12 protein-coding genes and 1 pseudogene are annotated in these 15,006 nt (G+C 63.5%); 2 read left to right on the top strand and 11 right to left on the bottom strand.

The features are described from left to right. Positions 1–74: 74 nt before the first annotated feature. The 6 genes from panB to O0882_RS06905 form a co-directional block, all read right to left on the bottom strand. The gene (gene panB, locus O0882_RS06930) at positions 75–956 is read right to left on the bottom strand and encodes a 3-methyl-2-oxobutanoate hydroxymethyltransferase (protein ID WP_289946386.1); all 882 of its coding nucleotides are present in this window, start codon (positions 954–956) and stop codon (positions 75–77) included. A gap of 109 nt (positions 957–1,065) precedes the next feature. Then, a complete protein-coding gene (folK, locus tag O0882_RS06925) occupies positions 1,066–1,542 on the bottom strand; it encodes a 2-amino-4-hydroxy-6-hydroxymethyldihydropteridine diphosphokinase (RefSeq protein WP_289946383.1) in 477 nt (158 codons plus the stop codon). After that, positions 1,542–2,915 (bottom strand): polynucleotide adenylyltransferase PcnB, encoded by a 1,374-nt coding sequence (pcnB, locus tag O0882_RS06920; protein WP_289946382.1) that lies wholly within the window; start codon positions 2,913–2,915, stop codon positions 1,542–1,544. Before pcnB ends, folK begins: the two co-directional genes overlap by 1 nt. Further along, complete coding sequence (locus O0882_RS06915; protein ID WP_116746131.1) at positions 2,908–3,579, bottom strand: HAD family hydrolase; 672 nt, start codon at positions 3,577–3,579, stop codon at positions 2,908–2,910. The genes pcnB and O0882_RS06915 overlap by 8 nt, the downstream gene beginning before the upstream one ends. Beyond that, positions 3,579–4,247, bottom strand: coding sequence for a DnaA regulatory inactivator Hda (gene hda / locus O0882_RS06910; protein ID WP_034788687.1), 669 nt, complete (start codon positions 4,245–4,247; stop codon positions 3,579–3,581). Before hda ends, O0882_RS06915 begins: the two co-directional genes overlap by 1 nt. Before the next feature lie 76 nt (positions 4,248–4,323). Continuing rightward, a complete protein-coding gene (locus O0882_RS06905) occupies positions 4,324–5,406 on the bottom strand; it encodes an AI-2E family transporter (RefSeq protein WP_133989202.1) in 1,083 nt (360 codons plus the stop codon). Positions 5,407–5,594: 188 nt separating this feature from the next. Between O0882_RS06905 and purM the strand changes: the two genes are divergently transcribed. Continuing rightward, positions 5,595–6,638 (top strand): phosphoribosylformylglycinamidine cyclo-ligase, encoded by a 1,044-nt coding sequence (gene purM, locus O0882_RS06900; protein WP_289946379.1) that lies wholly within the window; start codon positions 5,595–5,597, stop codon positions 6,636–6,638. 65 nt (positions 6,639–6,703) lie between these two features. Here the strand turns inward: purM and O0882_RS06895 are convergent, their stop codons facing one another. After that, positions 6,704–8,035, bottom strand: coding sequence for an MFS transporter (locus O0882_RS06895; protein WP_289946377.1), 1,332 nt, complete (start codon positions 8,033–8,035; stop codon positions 6,704–6,706). 126 nt (positions 8,036–8,161) lie between these two features. After that, the gene (locus O0882_RS06890) at positions 8,162–9,778 is read right to left on the bottom strand and encodes a choline dehydrogenase (protein ID WP_289946376.1); all 1,617 of its coding nucleotides are present in this window, start codon (positions 9,776–9,778) and stop codon (positions 8,162–8,164) included. Between the two features lie 163 nt (positions 9,779–9,941). Here O0882_RS06890 and O0882_RS06885 point away from each other — a divergent pair, with 163 nt between their 5' ends. Continuing rightward, positions 9,942–10,790, top strand: a complete 849-nt coding sequence (locus O0882_RS06885; protein ID WP_289946374.1) for an IclR family transcriptional regulator — start codon at positions 9,942–9,944, stop codon at positions 10,788–10,790. Here O0882_RS06885 and O0882_RS06880 read toward each other — a convergent pair. From O0882_RS06880 to O0882_RS06870, 3 genes and pseudogenes are all read right to left on the bottom strand, one after another. Further along, the gene (locus tag O0882_RS06880) at positions 10,787–12,013 is read right to left on the bottom strand and encodes a 6-phosphofructokinase (RefSeq protein WP_289946372.1); all 1,227 of its coding nucleotides are present in this window, start codon (positions 12,011–12,013) and stop codon (positions 10,787–10,789) included. The genes O0882_RS06885 and O0882_RS06880 overlap by 4 nt on opposite strands. Positions 12,014–12,046: 33 nt before the next feature. Next, positions 12,047–12,717, bottom strand: a pseudogene (locus O0882_RS06875) (prolyl oligopeptidase family serine peptidase); the annotation flags it as partial. A gap of 159 nt (positions 12,718–12,876) precedes the next feature. After that, positions 12,877–14,904, bottom strand: coding sequence for an alpha/beta fold hydrolase (locus O0882_RS06870; protein ID WP_289946371.1), 2,028 nt, complete (start codon positions 14,902–14,904; stop codon positions 12,877–12,879). Between the last annotated feature and the right edge of the window lie 102 nt (positions 14,905–15,006).

The following is a 15,006-nucleotide window of genomic DNA, read 5'->3' as shown; positions in this document are numbered from 1 at the left end:
GGGTCAGACCCTGAGGGTCTGACCCCGGTAGTTGCTATGGGTTCAGCGAACACCCACGAACTCCAATCAAAGCATCAGAAGCAGTGTTCCAGCGCCGGGAAGCTGCCATCCTTGACGGCCTTGACGTAGCCAATGACGGCGTCGTCGATGCTGGCCGCGCCTTCCATGAAGTTGCGCACGAAGCGCGCCTTGCGGCCTGGGAAGACGCCCAGCATGTCGTGCATGACGAGCACCTGGCCCGAGCAGTCGGGACCGGCGCCGATGCCGATCGTCGGTATCGTCAGCATCTCGGTCACTTCCTTGCCCAGCTGCGACGGCATGGCTTCCATCAGCACGATGGCGGCGCCCGCGTTTTGCAGCGTCAGCGCGTCGTTCTTCAGCTCCGTGGCGCTTTCCGTGCTCTTGCCCTGCACCTTGTAGCCGCCCAGCTGGTGCACGAATTGCGGCGTCAGGCCGATGTGGGCGCAGATGGGGATGCCGCGCTCGGTGAGGAAGCGGACGATCTCGGCCAGCCAGGCGCCGCCTTCGATCTTGATCATGTGCGCGCCAGCCTGCATCAGAATGACGGCGTTGGCATAGGCTGTCTCGGGCGTGCCATACGCGCCGAACGGCAGGTCGGCGAGGATCATGGCCGACTTGCTGCCGCGCGCCACGGATGCCGTGTGGTAGGCCAGTTCGGCCACGGTGACGGGCAGGGTGGAGTTGTGGCCATTGCAGACCATGCCGAGCGAATCGCCGATCAGCAGGATTTCCACGCCGCAGCGGTCCATCAGCGACGCGAAGCTGGCGTCATAGCAGGTCAGCATGGTGATCTTTTCGCCGGCGGCGCGCAGCGTGGCCAGGGTGTGGATGGTCACGGCCTTGTTGGCGACAGGCTTGGATGGCGCCGGCGCCGGCGCCGGTGTGGCGGCCTTGTCTTTGGCGGCCAGATCTGTTCCTTGCAAATAAGCGGACATAGGTATTCTCTAGAGTGAAAGGGGGGTGATGCGATTGCGACGCCGCTAGTGTAGTACTTTATGCGGCGCGCTGCAGGAGCGGCATTGTAGAGGATGCGAGCGAGACGGCTCAGAGCTGGCTGATGGCCTGGTCAGCGACGCTTGCCAGGTAGTCCTGCGCCGCCCCGAGGCCGGGCACGACGACGGCGGGCGCCAGTTCGAGCAGCGGCACCAGCACGAAGGCGCGCTCGGTGATGCGTGGATGCGGCACCGTCAGGCTGGCGCTGGCGATCCGTTCATTGCCGTACAGCAGCAAGTCCAGGTCCAGCGTGCGCGGGGCGTTGCGGTAAGGCCGTTCGCGCCCGTGCGCCGCCTCGATGGCGTGCAGCGCCAGCAGCAGCTCTTCGGCCGGCAGGCTGGTCGTGATGCGCGCCACGGCGTTGATGTAGTCGTCACCGCTGGAAGCTATGGGCGCCGTGCGGTAGCTGGACGAGGCGTCCAGCAAGCTGGCGCCGGGCAGGCGCGCCAGGCGCGCAATCGCATCCTGCACATTCGCGCGCGCATCGCCCAGGTTGGCCCCGATGCCGATGTAAGCAATGACGACCATTATTCGTCGCCGCTGCTGCCGGTGGTCGAGCCGCCTGTACCCGTCTTGCTGCGTGTACTGCGGCGTGGCGGGCGCTTCTTCTTGACGGCGCCCGGCGCGGCATTCGCGCTGACGAGCAGCGCTTCGCGCGTTTCCTCGTCGCCTTCATAAAACGCGGTCCACCATTCGCCGATCTCCATGTCGATCTCGCCCGAGGCGCAGCGCAGCAGCAGGAAGTCGTAGCCGGCGCGGAAGCGCAGGTGTTCCAGCAGTTTATGTGGCGCCTTGCCGACTCTGCGCTCGAAGCGGGGCTGCATCGACCAGATGTCGCGCATGTCGGAGCCGATCTTGCGCTGCAGGGCCAGCTTTTCCGTTTGCGAGTCGAGCACGTCGTCGGCCGCCAGGTGCAGCGCGGGGATGGTCGACTCGCCGGCGGCGCGGTAGGCCGTCCATTTTTCCAGCACCTGGTGCCACAGCAGCGAGGCAAACAGGAAGCCCGGCGAGACGGTCTTGCCGGCGGCGATGCGCTGGTCCGTGGCGTCCAGCGCCAGGGTGACGAATTTCGCGCCCAGCGGCTGTTCCAGCACCACGTCGAGCAGCGGCAGCAAGCCGTGATGCAAGCCTTCCTTGCGCAGCTGCTGCAGGCAGGCCAGCGCGTGCCCGCTCATCAGGAGCTTCAGCATCTCGTCGAACACGCGCGGCGCGGGCACATTGTTGATCAGCGGCGCCATGATGGGAATCGGCGCGGCCGTATGCGGCTCGATGGTGAATTTCAGCTTGGCGGCGAAGCGCACCACGCGCAGCATGCGCACGGGGTCTTCACGGTAGCGCTCTTCCGGCTTGCCGATCATGCGCAAGGTCTTGGCGCGGATGTCTTCCACGCCGCCGTGGTAATCGAGCACTTCCTGCGTGGCCGGGTTGTAGTACATGGCGTTGATGGTGAAGTCGCGGCGCAGCGCGTCTTCGTGCTGCAGACCGAAGGTATTGTCGCGCAGGACGCGGCCATGTTCATCCTTGGGCGCGGAGTCGGCGCCGGCGCCGCGGAAGGTCGTCACTTCCAGCAAATCCTGGCCGAACATCACGTGCACGATCTGGAAGCGCTTGCCGATGATGAAGGCGCGGCGGAACAATCGCTTGACCTGTTCCGGCGTGGCGTTGGTGGCGATGTCGAAGTCTTTGGGTTTGACGCCCAGCAGCAGGTCGCGCACGGCGCCGCCGACGACAAAGGCCTCGAAGCCCGCTTCCTGCAGGCTGCTGGTGACGCGGATGGCATTCGACGACACCAGTTTCGGGTCGATTCCGTGTTGCGCGGGACCGAGCACGATGGGTGCCGTGGTGTCGCGCGCTGCCTCTTTTTTAACGCCGAGGATCTTGCGGATGAATTTTTTAATCATTGAATAAATGGAGTGATGGCCAGCCGTGGAGGGATGCGTGTGCGCTCAAAGCGGTGTTGGGATTGGTCGCGACAGGGTGGGTCACGACCGATAGCAAGGGTATGTCGTTGTGTGAATCGCTGTAAAAATAGCTGCGCTCGAACTGCCCCAGTTCCTTGCCCATCTTTTCCAGCCAGGCGTGGGTGTGGGTCAGCTTGCCCGCGCCCAGGGTCGGCGTGCCCAGCAGCTTGCCCGTGACGTTGCCTGCAGCGTCATATTCGGGCATGGCGGCCAGCAGGTGCTCGACGCCCAGCGCATCGGCGATGGGCTTGGTGATGAAATGGTTGGTGGCCGTGACGATGGCCAGCAAATCACCCGCATCCTGGTGCTGCTTGAGCAGGGCCACGACTTCGGGGCGGATGGCCGGCAAGACCACTTCGGCCATGAATTGCCGGTGCAGCGCTTCCAGGCGTTCGCGCGGGAACTGCGCCAGCGTGCCGAGGGAAAATTCCAGGTATTCCACCGGGTCGAGCGTGCCGGCCTGGTATTGCGCGAAAAATTCGTCGTTGCGGCGGGTGAATTCGGCGGCGTCCACGGCACCGATGCGTACCAGGAATTCGCCCCACTCGTGATCCGAGTCGATGGGCAGCAGGGTGTGGTCGAGGTCAAACAGGGCCAGATTCATCATTCTTTCGCTTCCGCCTGCAGCAACTCGCGCAACAATGGCAAGGTGATCGGGCGTTGGGTTTCAAGGGAGTAGAGGTCGAGAGAGTCCAGCATCGTCGACAGCGAACGCATGTCGCGCCGGAAATGGGACAGCAGATAGGGTAACACGCCCGGCGACAAGGTCAAGCCGCGGGTGGTGGCCGCCTGGGTCAGGGCGGCGATCTTTTCATCGTCGGTCAAGCCGTGGATTTGATAGATCAGGCCCCAGCCCATGCGCGTGCGCAAGTCTTCGCGCACGGGCAGCACGGCCGGCGGCACGGCGCCGCTGCACACCATATAGGCCTTGTTGGCGCGGATTTCATTGAACAGGGCAAACGCGTCGATCTGCGCCAGCGGCGACAGCTTTTCGCAGTCGTCGAGCAGGTACAGGTCGACGTCGGGCGAATACACGAATTCGGACTCGATCGAGAACGGCGAAATATAGCGCGCGCGCTCGGTGCTGGCCAGGGCCTTGAGCAGATGGCTCTTGCCGGCGGCCAGTTCGCCCCACAGGTAGGCAAAATGTTCGCGCGACGTGCGCGCGGCGAACTGGCGCATCAGCTGCGCCACTTCGGCATTCTGTCCCACCTCGAAGGTATCGAGGCTGTGCGCCTGGTCTGTGCCTAAATCGAGCACCAGTTGTTTCATGGCGTACGCCTTGTCCTGTTTTTCATTACTGCTTGTGCATCGTGGTATTGTCAGGTTGATATGATATCCGCTTTTACTAGGTATTATAGAAGCTGCTGGACAGGTAGTGGCGTCTTAGATGCTTAAAAGCGACCATCAGCACGGCAGAAGCGGGTAAAGCGAGTAAAACGCCGACGAAACCGAACAATTGTCCGAAAGCTAATAAGGCGAAGATGACGGCCAGCGGGTTCAGGCCGATGCGCTCGCCCACCAGGCGCGGCGTGAGGAAAAAGCCTTCGATGACCTGGCCGCAGCCGTAGATGACGGCCACGGCGATGACGCCGCTCCAGTCGGCAAACTGCAGCAGGGCGGCGATCAGCGCCAGCATCAGCCCCAGGCCGAAGCCCAGGTAGGGGATGAACACCAGCAAGCCCGTAATGATGCCGACAGGCAATGCCACTTCAAAACCGGCGATGGCCAGCGCCACCGAGTAATACGTGGCCAGTACCAGCATGACGAGCAGCTGGCCGCGCAGGTATTGCGCCAGCAGGGTGTCGACTTCCTGCGCCATGCCCACCGTGCGCCCGACCCAGCGGCGCGGCACGGCGCCGGCGATGCGCGCCAGCATCGGATGCCAGTCCAGCAACAAATAAAACAGCACCACGGGAATCAGCACCACGGTGGCCAGCCAGCCCAGCACGGCCGTGCCGCCGATGCGCGCCGAGGCGAGTACCGTGCTCCAGATTTCATCGCCACTGGTGGCCATCTGCTGGCTCAGCATGCGTTTGATGCCCGTGCCGTCGAGCCGTACCCGGATGCCCAGGTCGCGCAGTTTTGGCGCCAGGAAATCATTCGCCTTGTTCAGGAACTGCGGGATCTGCGCTTGCAGCAGGGGAATTTCCTTCTGCAATACCGGTACCACGATCAGCACCAGCGCCGTGATCGCGAGGAAAAACAACACCACGACGACCAGCACGGCCAGCGGTCGGGGCACGTAAAAGCGCTTGTAATGCAGGCGTTGCAAGCGGTCCACGCCAGGATTGAGCACGTAGGCGAGGATGGCGGCGGCCAGGAAGGGCGTCAGGATGGGGCCCAGGCTGACGAGCAGCAGCAAGAATGCCAGCCAGACCGCGATCCAAAATGCTGTTTGCTTCTGCTCGGCGGTGATGGCGAATGGCATGTAGTTTGTGCTGTTGCGTTAAAAAAAGGCAGTTAATTACGAAATGGCGGGGCAGTTTGATAAAATAGCGTCTTGATCGACCGAATTCACCCGCTGGCGTCCTGCCGCACGATGTTGAAAAACATAGTTGCGCGCGCGTGCCGGCGGGTATCCGCCTTCTATTTTACCGCCTCCGCTGCCACCACACCATGAACCAGACTTCTAATGTTTCCCTTTCCTACCGTGACGCTGGCGTCGATATCGACGCAGGCGACGCTTTAGTCGAAGCAATCAAGCCGTTTGCCAAGCGCACCCTGCGCGAAGGCGTGATGGGCGGCCTGGGCGGTTTTGGCGCCATGTTTGAAATCAGCAAGAAGTACAAGGAACCGGTGCTGGTCTCGGGCACCGACGGCGTCGGCACCAAATTGCGCCTGGCGTTCGAACTGAACCGCCATGACACGGTCGGCATCGACCTGGTCGCCATGAGCGTCAACGACATCCTGGTGCAAGGCGCCGAACCGCTGTTCTTCCTCGACTATTTCGCTTGCGGCAAGCTGGACGTGGCGATTGCCACCGACGTCATCAAGGGCATCGCCCAGGGTTGCGAACAGGCGGGCTGCGCGCTGATCGGCGGCGAAACGGCGGAAATGCCGAGCATGTACCCTGCCGGCGAATACGACCTGGCAGGTTTTGCCGTCGGCGCCGTGGAAAAATCGAAAATCATCGACGGCACCAAGATCGCCCCGGGCGACGTGGTGCTGGGCCTGGCCTCGTCGGGCGTGCACTCGAACGGTTACTCGCTGGTGCGCAAGATCATCGAAGTGGCGAAGCCGGACCTGGAAGGCGACTTCCACGGCCGCAAGCTGGCCGACGTGCTGATGCAGCCGACGCGCATCTACGTCAAGCCGCTGCTGGCACTGATGGACGCCATGGAAGTCAAAGGCATGGTGCACATCACCGGTGGCGGCCTGGTGGAAAACATCCCCCGCGTGCTGCAGCCTGGCCTGGTGGCCGAGCTCGACTCGAAATCGTGGACCATGCCGCCGCTGTTCACGTGGCTGCAACAGCACGGTGGCGTGGCTGACGCCGAAATGCACCGCGTCTTCAACTGCGGCATCGGCATGACCGTCATCGTTTCGCAGGAAAACGCGGACGCCGCCATCGCGCAATTGCAAGCGGCTGGCGAAAGCGTCTCGCGCATCGGCACCATCCGCGCGCGCGTGGGCGACGAGCACCAGACTATCGTGATCTAAGCTTCAGCTTGAACAAACAAGGCAGGCACTCGCGAGAGGCCTGCCTTTTTTTACGTCCGGAGGTCTTACCTTGCGTGCGCCGTCTTCATGCGGCCTTCCGATTGCGCGCCGCCCCTGCCGATCATGGCCACGCTGACGGCCGAGACGAGGGAGGCGAACAGGATGTAGCCGACGATATGCCACGGCTCGCCATTGCCCGTTTTCAGCAGGTAGGTGGCGATGATGGGCGTCAGGCCGCTGGCGAAGATGCCGGAGAACTGGTACACGAAGGAGATGCCCGTGTAGCGCACCTTGGCGTCGAACAGGTCGCAGAACAGGGCCGCTTCCGGGCCGTACACGGCCGAATACAGCACGCCCAGCGGGATGATCACGGAACACCACAGCAGCAGCGGATTGTCGGCGTGGTGCAGCATGATCCAGAAGGCGGGAATGGCCGACACGCCCGTGATCAATGCACCCCAGAAAAACACCTTGCTGCGGCCGATGCGATCCGACAGGCGGCCAAAGAACGGGATGCAAAAGCACATCACGACGGCCGACGCCATCACGCCCATCAGCGCTTCCGTGCGGGCGATCTTGATGGTGTTGGTCAGATAGGTGATGGAAAACACGCCGAAGATATTGAAGAACACGCCGTCGATATAGCGCGCGCCCATGCCTTTTAATACATTGCCCGGATAGCGCTTCAGCAGGTCGAAAAATGGAATCTGCGTCTCCGCGTTCTTCTCTTTCACCGCCTGGAATTCCGGCGTTTCCATCACGTTCAAGCGTATCCACATGCCGATGAAGACCAGGGCCGCAGATAAAATGAAGGCGACGCGCCAGCCCCACGCGAGGAATTGCGCATCCGTCAGGGTGTACGACAGGATCGCCACCACGCCGGACGCGAGGCACAGGCCGATGGCCAGGCCGATCTGCGGCAGGCTGGCGTAGAAGCCGCGCTCTTTCGGCGGCGCGTATTCGTACGCCATCAGCACGGCGCCGCCCCATTCGCCCCCGAGGCCGATGCCCTGCAGCACGCGCAGGAACAGCAGCAGGCCGGGCGCCCAGTAGCCGATATGGTCGTAGGTCGGCAGCACGCCGATCAGGAAGGTGGAGACACCCATGATCATCAGGGTCATCACCAGCATGCTCTTGCGGCCGATCTTGTCGCCGAAGTGGCCGAAGATCACGCCGCCGATGGGGCGCGACAAAAAGCCCACGGCGAAGGTGCCATAGGCCAGCATGGTCGAGACGAGCGGATCGCCGCCCGGGAAATACAGCTTGCTGAACACGATGCCGGCGACGACGCCGTATAAAAAGAAGTCGTACCACTCGATGGTGGCGCCGATCACGCTGGCCATCACGACTTTCCGCAGCTCTTTGGCCTTTTTCGGATGGTTCGGATTGTTATCCATAATATCTAGTCTCCAATCGATATCGATTATGTGTTTGATGCCTGGCTTGTCGCCGGGTCATTGGAGGCGGGGCCGTCTGCCCGCCGCTGGCATCCTCCTTGTCGGTGGAAGTGGACGGGGCGTTGGCTAGGCGGCCCTGGGCAGGCGCACGGCGTCCGCCAGGATCATGTCGGCGGCTTTTTCGGCGATCATGATGGTGGGCGCGTTGGTATTGCCCGAGACGATTTCCGGCATGATCGAGGCGTCGACCACGCGCAGGTTCTGCATGCCGTGCACGCGCAGGCGGTCATCGACGACGGCCATGGCGTCGTGGCCCATCTTGCAGGTGCCGCTGGGGTGGTAGATCGACTGGCTGAAGCGGCGCGCCGCGTCCAGCAGCTGCGCGTCCGTCTCGAATTGCGGGCCGGGCACGAACTCGGAAATGATGTGCGGCGCCAGCGACGGGGCGGCGGCGATTTTCCGGGCCACGCGCAGGGCGGCGATTGCAGTGTGCTGGTCGCGCGGGTCGGACAGGTAATTGGGATAAATGCCCGGATAGGCGAGGGGATCGGCGGACTTGATCGAGACGTGGCCACGGCTGTGCGGGCGCAGCTGGCACACGGACGAGGTAAACGCTGAAAACGGATGCGCGCCTTCGCCCGGCTTGTCGGCGCTCAGCGGCTGCATGTGGAACTGGATGTCGGGCCGCTCCACCTCGGGCGAGGATTTGGTAAACACCGTCACCTGGCTGGCCGCCAAAGTGAGTGGGCCGGAGCGGGAAAACACATATTGCATGCCCACCCACAGCTTGCCCCACAGGCTGTTGACTTCATCGTTCAGGGTTTTCAGCCGTGTCTTGAAGACCAGGCGGATCTGCAAATGGTCTTGCAGGTTCTGCCCCACGCCGGGCAAGTCGTGCACCAGAGGCACGCCCACCTCTTCCAACAGGGCACGCGGCCCCACGCCCGAGCATTGCAGGATATGCGGCGAGCCGATGGCGCCCGCGCATAAAATCACTTCGCCGCTGGCGCGCGCCTGGCGCAGCTGGCCATCTTGCCGAAATTCGATGCCGACGGCGCGCTTGCCCTCGAACAGCACGCGCGTGATCTGCGCGCGCACTTCCACGCGCAAGTTGGCGCGCTTGCGCGCCGGACGCAAAAAGGCTTTCGCCGTACTCCAGCGCAAGCCCTTGCTGGCCGTCTGCTGGAAGTAGCCGACGCCTTCCTGCGTGGCGCCGTTGTAATCGGCGTTGAAGGGGATGCCGCTTTCCGTGGCGCCGGCAATAAAATGTTCGGCGATGGGGCGGCGCAGGCGCAGGTCCGATACCTTCAAGGGACCACCGACGCCGTGGTAATCGCTGGCACCGCGTTCCTGGTCTTCCGATTTTTTAAAATAGGGCAGCACCTCGGCATAGCTCCAGCCTGCATTGCCCAGCTCGGCCCAGCGGTCGTAGTCTTCTTTCTGGCCCCGTACATACAGCAAGCCGTTGAGCGAGCTGGAGCCACCCAGGACCTTGCCGCGCGGCCATTGCAACTGGCGCCCGGCGATGCCGGCGTCCGCTTCCGTGCGGTAGCACCAGTCCAGCTTGGGATCGTGCATGGTCTTGAAATAGCCGACCGGCACGTGTATCCATGGATTGTTGTCCTTGCCGCCCGCTTCCAGCAGCAGTACCTGGTTGTTGCTGTCGTGCGACAGGCGGTTGGCCAGCACGCAGCCGGCCGAACCGGCGCCGACGACGATGTAATCGTAGTGTGTTTGTGACATTGCCCTGGTCTCCCGCGTTGGTGGTATCGCTTGCCTTTGCGGGCGATTTCTGCGATACACTGGTCTTTTATTTGATGTTTTGGAACGTCTGGTTCCATTTATAAAAGACGAGCAGCGCCGGGACAAGCGGAAACAGCCGCATACGCGAGAGGTGAAACAGAACATGCAGGATACGTTTCAAAAACGGCAGGCCGAGGCCGAAGAAGACAGCTCGGCGGGCGGCGTGGTGGCTGCCAGCGCGGCGGCCAGCCATGGCGACGAGGCGCGTGGCTTGCGCGTGCTGCGCCTGATCGAGCACCTGGCCAGCGCCAGCCAGCCCTTGACCCTGTCGCAGCTGGCGGCGCGCATGCAGGTGCCGAAAGCGAGCATGATGCGCCTGCTCGATACGCTGGAGCAACATGGCTATGTGCTGCGCACGCCCGTGGGGCGCGGCTATGTACCCGGTGCCGCTTCGACTAACCTGGCGCTGGCGACCTTGCGCAACAATGCCCTGATCCGCGTGAGCCGCAGCATCCTGGGCAGCCTGGTGGCGACCACGGGCGAGACCTGCAATCTCGCCATTCCCGAAGGCAATGCGATCGTGTATGTGGACCGGGTGGAAACGCAGGAACCGCTGCGCCTGCACCTGGTGCTCGGCACGCGCGCGCCCATGCATTGCACGGCGAGCGGGAAATTATTCCTGGCACACATGACCCTGCTGGAGCGGCGCGCATTGCTGGCCATGCTGAGCCTGGAGGCGCGCACGCCGAAAAGCATCACGGACCCGGTGCTGCTGGAACGCGAGATCGTGCGCATCGCCCGCCTGGGCATCGGCATCGACGACGAGGAATTCGTGCACGGCATGGTGGCCGTGGCCGTGCCCATCTGCGCCGCCGACGGGCGCATCGTGGCGGCCGTGGCCTGCCACGCGCCCGTGGCGAGAAAGTCCGTGGAGCAGCTGCTGCAGCACGTGCCACAGTTGAAGGAAGCGGCCGTGAAACTACGGCCGCTGCTGCTGGCGGAGTCCAGCTAGGGTTTCAGCACCTTCGCTACTTTCGCCGCGCGCAGGCGGAAGGCATCGGGCATGCCCGAACCCAGCAGCGGGCGCAGATACAGCCTGAAAGCATCGGTCACGTCCGTGCCGCTGGCGCTGATGAATTCGTCTTCCATGGTGCGCGTCCTGCCCGCCACGTCGGAAAGGGGCAGCAACTCGTAGTCGACGGAATAAAAGCCCGTGCGCTTGATGGCGACGGAGCCGTCGCGGTCGCCCCACATGGCGAACTGCACCGCCTTTTCGCCCACTTCGCGCGCTTCGCGTTGATCGACATCGGAGACGCAGCCGATGAAGGAGCGCTGCAGATAGCCGAAGGTATCGCCGCGCACGCGCTTGATGCCCAGTTTCGCCTTGATCTCGTCGCACAGCAGGTCGGCCAGCGCGCCCGTGCCGGACAATTGCACATTGCCGTGCGCATCGCGTTCCACTTCATTGCCCACCTGCTTGGCCAGCAGGCTGGCGATCGGTTCGCCCGAGGCATCGTGGATGCCTTCCGAGACGGCGATCACGCAGCGGCCGTATTTTTCATATGTGGCTTTCACGTCGGCAAGGAATTGCTCCAGCACGAAGACGCGCTCGGGCAGGTAGATCAGGTGCGGGCCATCGTCGGGGAACTTCTTGCCCAGCGCCGAGGCGGCCGTCAAAAAGCCCGCGTGGCGGCCCATCACCACGCCCACGTAGACGCCGGGCAAGGCCGCGTTGTCGAGGTTGGCGCCGGCGAACGCTTGCGCGACGAAACGCGCGGCCGAGGGAAAGCCCGGTGTGTGGTCGCTGCCGACCAGGTCGTTGTCGATGGTTTTCGGGATGTGGATGCAGCGCAGCGGATAGCCAGCCTTGTGCGCTTCCTCGCTGACGATGCGCACGGTATCGGACGAATCATTGCCGCCGATGTAAAAGAAATGCTCGATCTCGTGCGCGCGCAAGACTTCAAAGATTTGCTGGCAGTAGGCAATATCAGGCTTGTCGCGCGTGGAGCCGAGGGCCGAGGACGGTGTGGCGGCCACCAGTTCCAGGTTGTGGCTGGTTTCCTGCGTCAGATCGACGAATTCCTCATTGATGATGCCGCGTACGCCGTGCAGCGCGCCATACACGCGCGTGACATGTTGAAAGCGCCGCGATTCGAGCACCACGCCCACCAGCGACTGGTTGATGACGGCGGTGGGGCCGCCTCCCTGGGCAACAAGAATTTTTCCAGACGGCATGGGATTTCCTCGTAAATGGAGCGGCCCTCCAGCCTACTCCTTTTTTGCCGGGGCGCTGTCTTTTCCGATAGTTCTGTCGAGGAATTTTTCCACCCGGCCCCAGAAGTCGATGCGATTCTGCGGCAGCGTCCAGCCATGGCCTTCCTCGTCGTAGACCACCCATTCGACATCGCGGTTGTGCTGTTTGACGGCGCATAAAACTGCTTGCCGTGGTACAGCGGCACCCGCTGGTCGGCGGCGCCGTATGCCAGCAGCAGGGGCTGGGTGATGCGCGCAGCCTGAGCGATGGGCGAGGTGGCCTGGAACTGGGCCGCGTTGGCCGTCTGGTCGCCAATCAGTTCGGGCATGCCGTACTGTTTCCAGTCATCGCCGAGGTCGGACTTGAAGCTCCAGTGGCCGCTATACAGCAGGTTAATGTCGGTCACGCCCACTCAGTCGACGGCGCAGCGGAACAGGTCGGGATCGTTGACCAGGCCCATCAAAGCGGCATAGCCGCCATAGCTGGCGCCGGCGATGGCCCAGTGCGCGCCATCGGCAAGATCGTCCTGCATCTTCAAACCCCATTGTTTTCAGCCGGCCCGAAAATGCTTGGCGCCAAAGCCTGTGCTGCCGCGAAATTCCGGTTGCAGCACAGCATAACCACGCGAGGCAAGAAATTGCACTTCGGCATTCCATTGCCAGGAGCTGCCGCGGACATACGGGCCGCATTGACCTTCACGGCCAGGTAGCGCGCCTCGGGCGAGAGCAGGGCGCCGCTGAATTCGGGATTCGAAAAGAAGGCCGACGTTCGTGGCGACGAGGAAAACGGCCGCCAGGGCGGCGCGCAGGAAATGCGATAAGGTCATGGAAGAGCAGGATCAGGGTTAGCGAGGGCCATTGTGGCGGGCCAGGAATTGCTCGACTTTGCGCCAGAAGTCGATGCGGTTGCCGGGCAGTGTCAAGCCCTGGGCTTCATCGTCGTAGCGCAGCCATTCCGCGTTCGGGTTGCCTTGCCGGATGGCCTGGTACAGGCTGGCTGCGTCGCTGGCGGAAACGCGACGGTCGAGCTGTCCATGCGCCAGCAGCACGGGCTGCGTGATGCGCGCGGCCACATGGCGGGGCGAGCTGGCGCGCCACTGGGCTGCATCGCGGGGGGCCTCGCCTATCAGGCTGCTGGCGGGATAGCGGTCGTAGCGCTCGTACAGGCTGGCGCCGACGCGCCAGCGTCCGTCGGCGATGGTCTCCAGCTCGGTCACTGCGGACAGGGCCACGCCGCAGCGGTACAGCTCGCCATCCCTGGCCAGCCCCATCAGCGCAGCGTAGCCGCCATAGCCGGTGCCGACGATGCAGACGCGGCGCGGATCGGCGTAGCCTTGTGCGATGGCCCAGCGTACGCCATCGGCCAGGTCGTCCTGCATGGCCAGCCCCCATTGCTTCCAGCCAGCGCGGAAATGCGCGTCGCCCAGGCCTTCGCTGCCGCGGTAGTCGGGTTCCAGCACGGCGTAGCCGCGCGAGGAGAGAAACTGCGCCTCGCCGCTCCAGCCCCAAGTGCCGCGTTGCCAGGGACCGTCATGCACGAACACGATCAACGGCAGCCGCGCGGCCTGTGCCTTGCCGGCGCCGGCCTTGGGCAGGGTCAGCCAGGCGGGGATGCGCAGGCCATCGCGCGCCGTGTAGTGCTGCAATTGCTTTGCAGACATGCGCGCGGCGTTTACGCCGGGACGCGACTTGGCCAGGACCGTGAGCCGGCCCGTGTCGCGCTGGTACAGATGGTAGATGGCGGGCTGGGTGTCCGACCAGCTGGCTACGAGCACGAAGGGCGTTTCGCTGCGCGTGCCCACGCTCAGGGTGTTGACGGTGGTGGGCAGCAGGGCGTTGACACTCTTTTGCACGGCTTGCATGTCCTCATCAAGCCAGACGGTGGTTTCCGTGTCGGTGGTGTAGCGGATGCCCAGCAGGCGGGTATTGCTGCGCACCATGCTGGCGCGGATATCGTGATCGGGCGAGGCCACGGCAGGCTGCGCGTCGCGTTGCCTTGTCTGCAGGTTGTAACGGTACAGCGCCGCCTTGTCGCCGCCATTCCTGGCGCTGACATAGAAGTGGCCGTCCGGCGTCAGGAAAGCAGGTTCGAAGACGTCTTTTGCGTTGCTGCGCGGATCGAATTGCGCCAGCAACTGCCATTGTTCCGTGGCGGGATCGCGCCAGTACACGCGGTTCTGGTCATCGGTCTGGGCCGTGGCGATGCGCGCCTGGCCGCCCTGGTCATACAACCAGTAGCGGATACCGGCGGGGGCGTCGATTTCCGTATGGTTGCCATTGACGCTATCGAGGTGCAGCAGCGTTGCCGACTGCACGGCGCCGTGTTCGCCATGCTCGGTTTGCAGCACATGGATGGCGGTGCCGCGCTGGTCGCCGATACTTTCCATCAAGATCGTATTTGGTGGCAGCAAGGTTCGTCCGGCTTTCGACTGCCGCGTACTTTGGCGCGCGGCAAGCTGGCGAAACGCGCTGCCATCGCTGTTGACGGCGTACAGGCCCGAACCGTAGCGGCTGCGTCCCTGGCCTTGCCAACGGTCCGTCAGGCGGAAGGCCAGGCGCCGCTCATTGACCCACAGGAAATCACCTATCGCGGCGTCGGTGAAGCCGGCCGCGGGCTGCATGCGCATGCTGGCCAGGTCGAGCACGGCCAGGCGGTCGTGTCCGTCGCTGGGAACCACGCGCAGGGCCAGCTGGCGTCCATCGGGCGACAGCAGGGCGCCGCTCAGCGCGGCATTCTCGAAAAACTGCTCCATGGGTAAGGCTGCCGTGACGGTGACGGTTGCCCCGTCGTCGTTCGCGTGGCTGGCGGCAGACAGTAGCAGGAAAAGCGGGGCGCCGATGGCGCAGAGAAGACTGGCAAGACTGGACCGCATCCATGCTCCATATGGTGTTGCGAAATGTGGTAGTCATTTGAGCACCATTTCCACAAGATTAACATTGATGCAGTCTCTCAGGATGTTTCTGTACGTTATTTT

Origin of the sequence: Janthinobacterium sp. SUN073, from assembly GCF_030397665.1 — a bacterium.
In the GTDB taxonomy this organism is placed as follows: Bacteria; Pseudomonadota; Gammaproteobacteria; order Burkholderiales; family Burkholderiaceae_D; genus Janthinobacterium.
Note: the sequence above shows the minus strand (reverse complement) of the source record. Positions and strands in the feature narration are given on the sequence as shown.

Bases quoted from the DNA above. Each gene is read 5' to 3' on its own strand.
- panB (WP_289946386.1), bottom strand. From the start codon at position 956: ATGTCCGCTTATTTGCAAGGAACAGATCTGGCCGCCAAAGACAAGGCC.
- folK (WP_289946383.1), bottom strand. From the start codon at position 1,542: ATGGTCGTCATTGCTTACATCGGCATCGGGGCCAACCTGGGCGATGCG.
- pcnB (WP_289946382.1), bottom strand. From the start codon at position 2,915: ATGATTAAAAAATTCATCCGCAAGATCCTCGGCGTTAAAAAAGAGGCA.
- O0882_RS06915 (WP_116746131.1), bottom strand. From the start codon at position 3,579: ATGAATCTGGCCCTGTTTGACCTCGACCACACCCTGCTGCCCATCGAC.
- hda (WP_034788687.1), bottom strand. From the start codon at position 4,247: ATGAAACAACTGGTGCTCGATTTAGGCACAGACCAGGCGCACAGCCTC.
- O0882_RS06905 (WP_133989202.1), bottom strand. From the start codon at position 5,406: ATGCCATTCGCCATCACCGCCGAGCAGAAGCAAACAGCATTTTGGATC.
- purM (WP_289946379.1), top strand. From the start codon at position 5,595: ATGAACCAGACTTCTAATGTTTCCCTTTCCTACCGTGACGCTGGCGTC.
- O0882_RS06895 (WP_289946377.1), bottom strand. From the start codon at position 8,035: ATGGATAACAATCCGAACCATCCGAAAAAGGCCAAAGAGCTGCGGAAA.
- O0882_RS06890 (WP_289946376.1), bottom strand. From the start codon at position 9,778: ATGTCACAAACACACTACGATTACATCGTCGTCGGCGCCGGTTCGGCC.
- O0882_RS06885 (WP_289946374.1), top strand. From the start codon at position 9,942: ATGCAGGATACGTTTCAAAAACGGCAGGCCGAGGCCGAAGAAGACAGC.
- O0882_RS06880 (WP_289946372.1), bottom strand. From the start codon at position 12,013: ATGCCGTCTGGAAAAATTCTTGTTGCCCAGGGAGGCGGCCCCACCGCC.
- O0882_RS06870 (WP_289946371.1), bottom strand. From the start codon at position 14,904: ATGCGGTCCAGTCTTGCCAGTCTTCTCTGCGCCATCGGCGCCCCGCTT.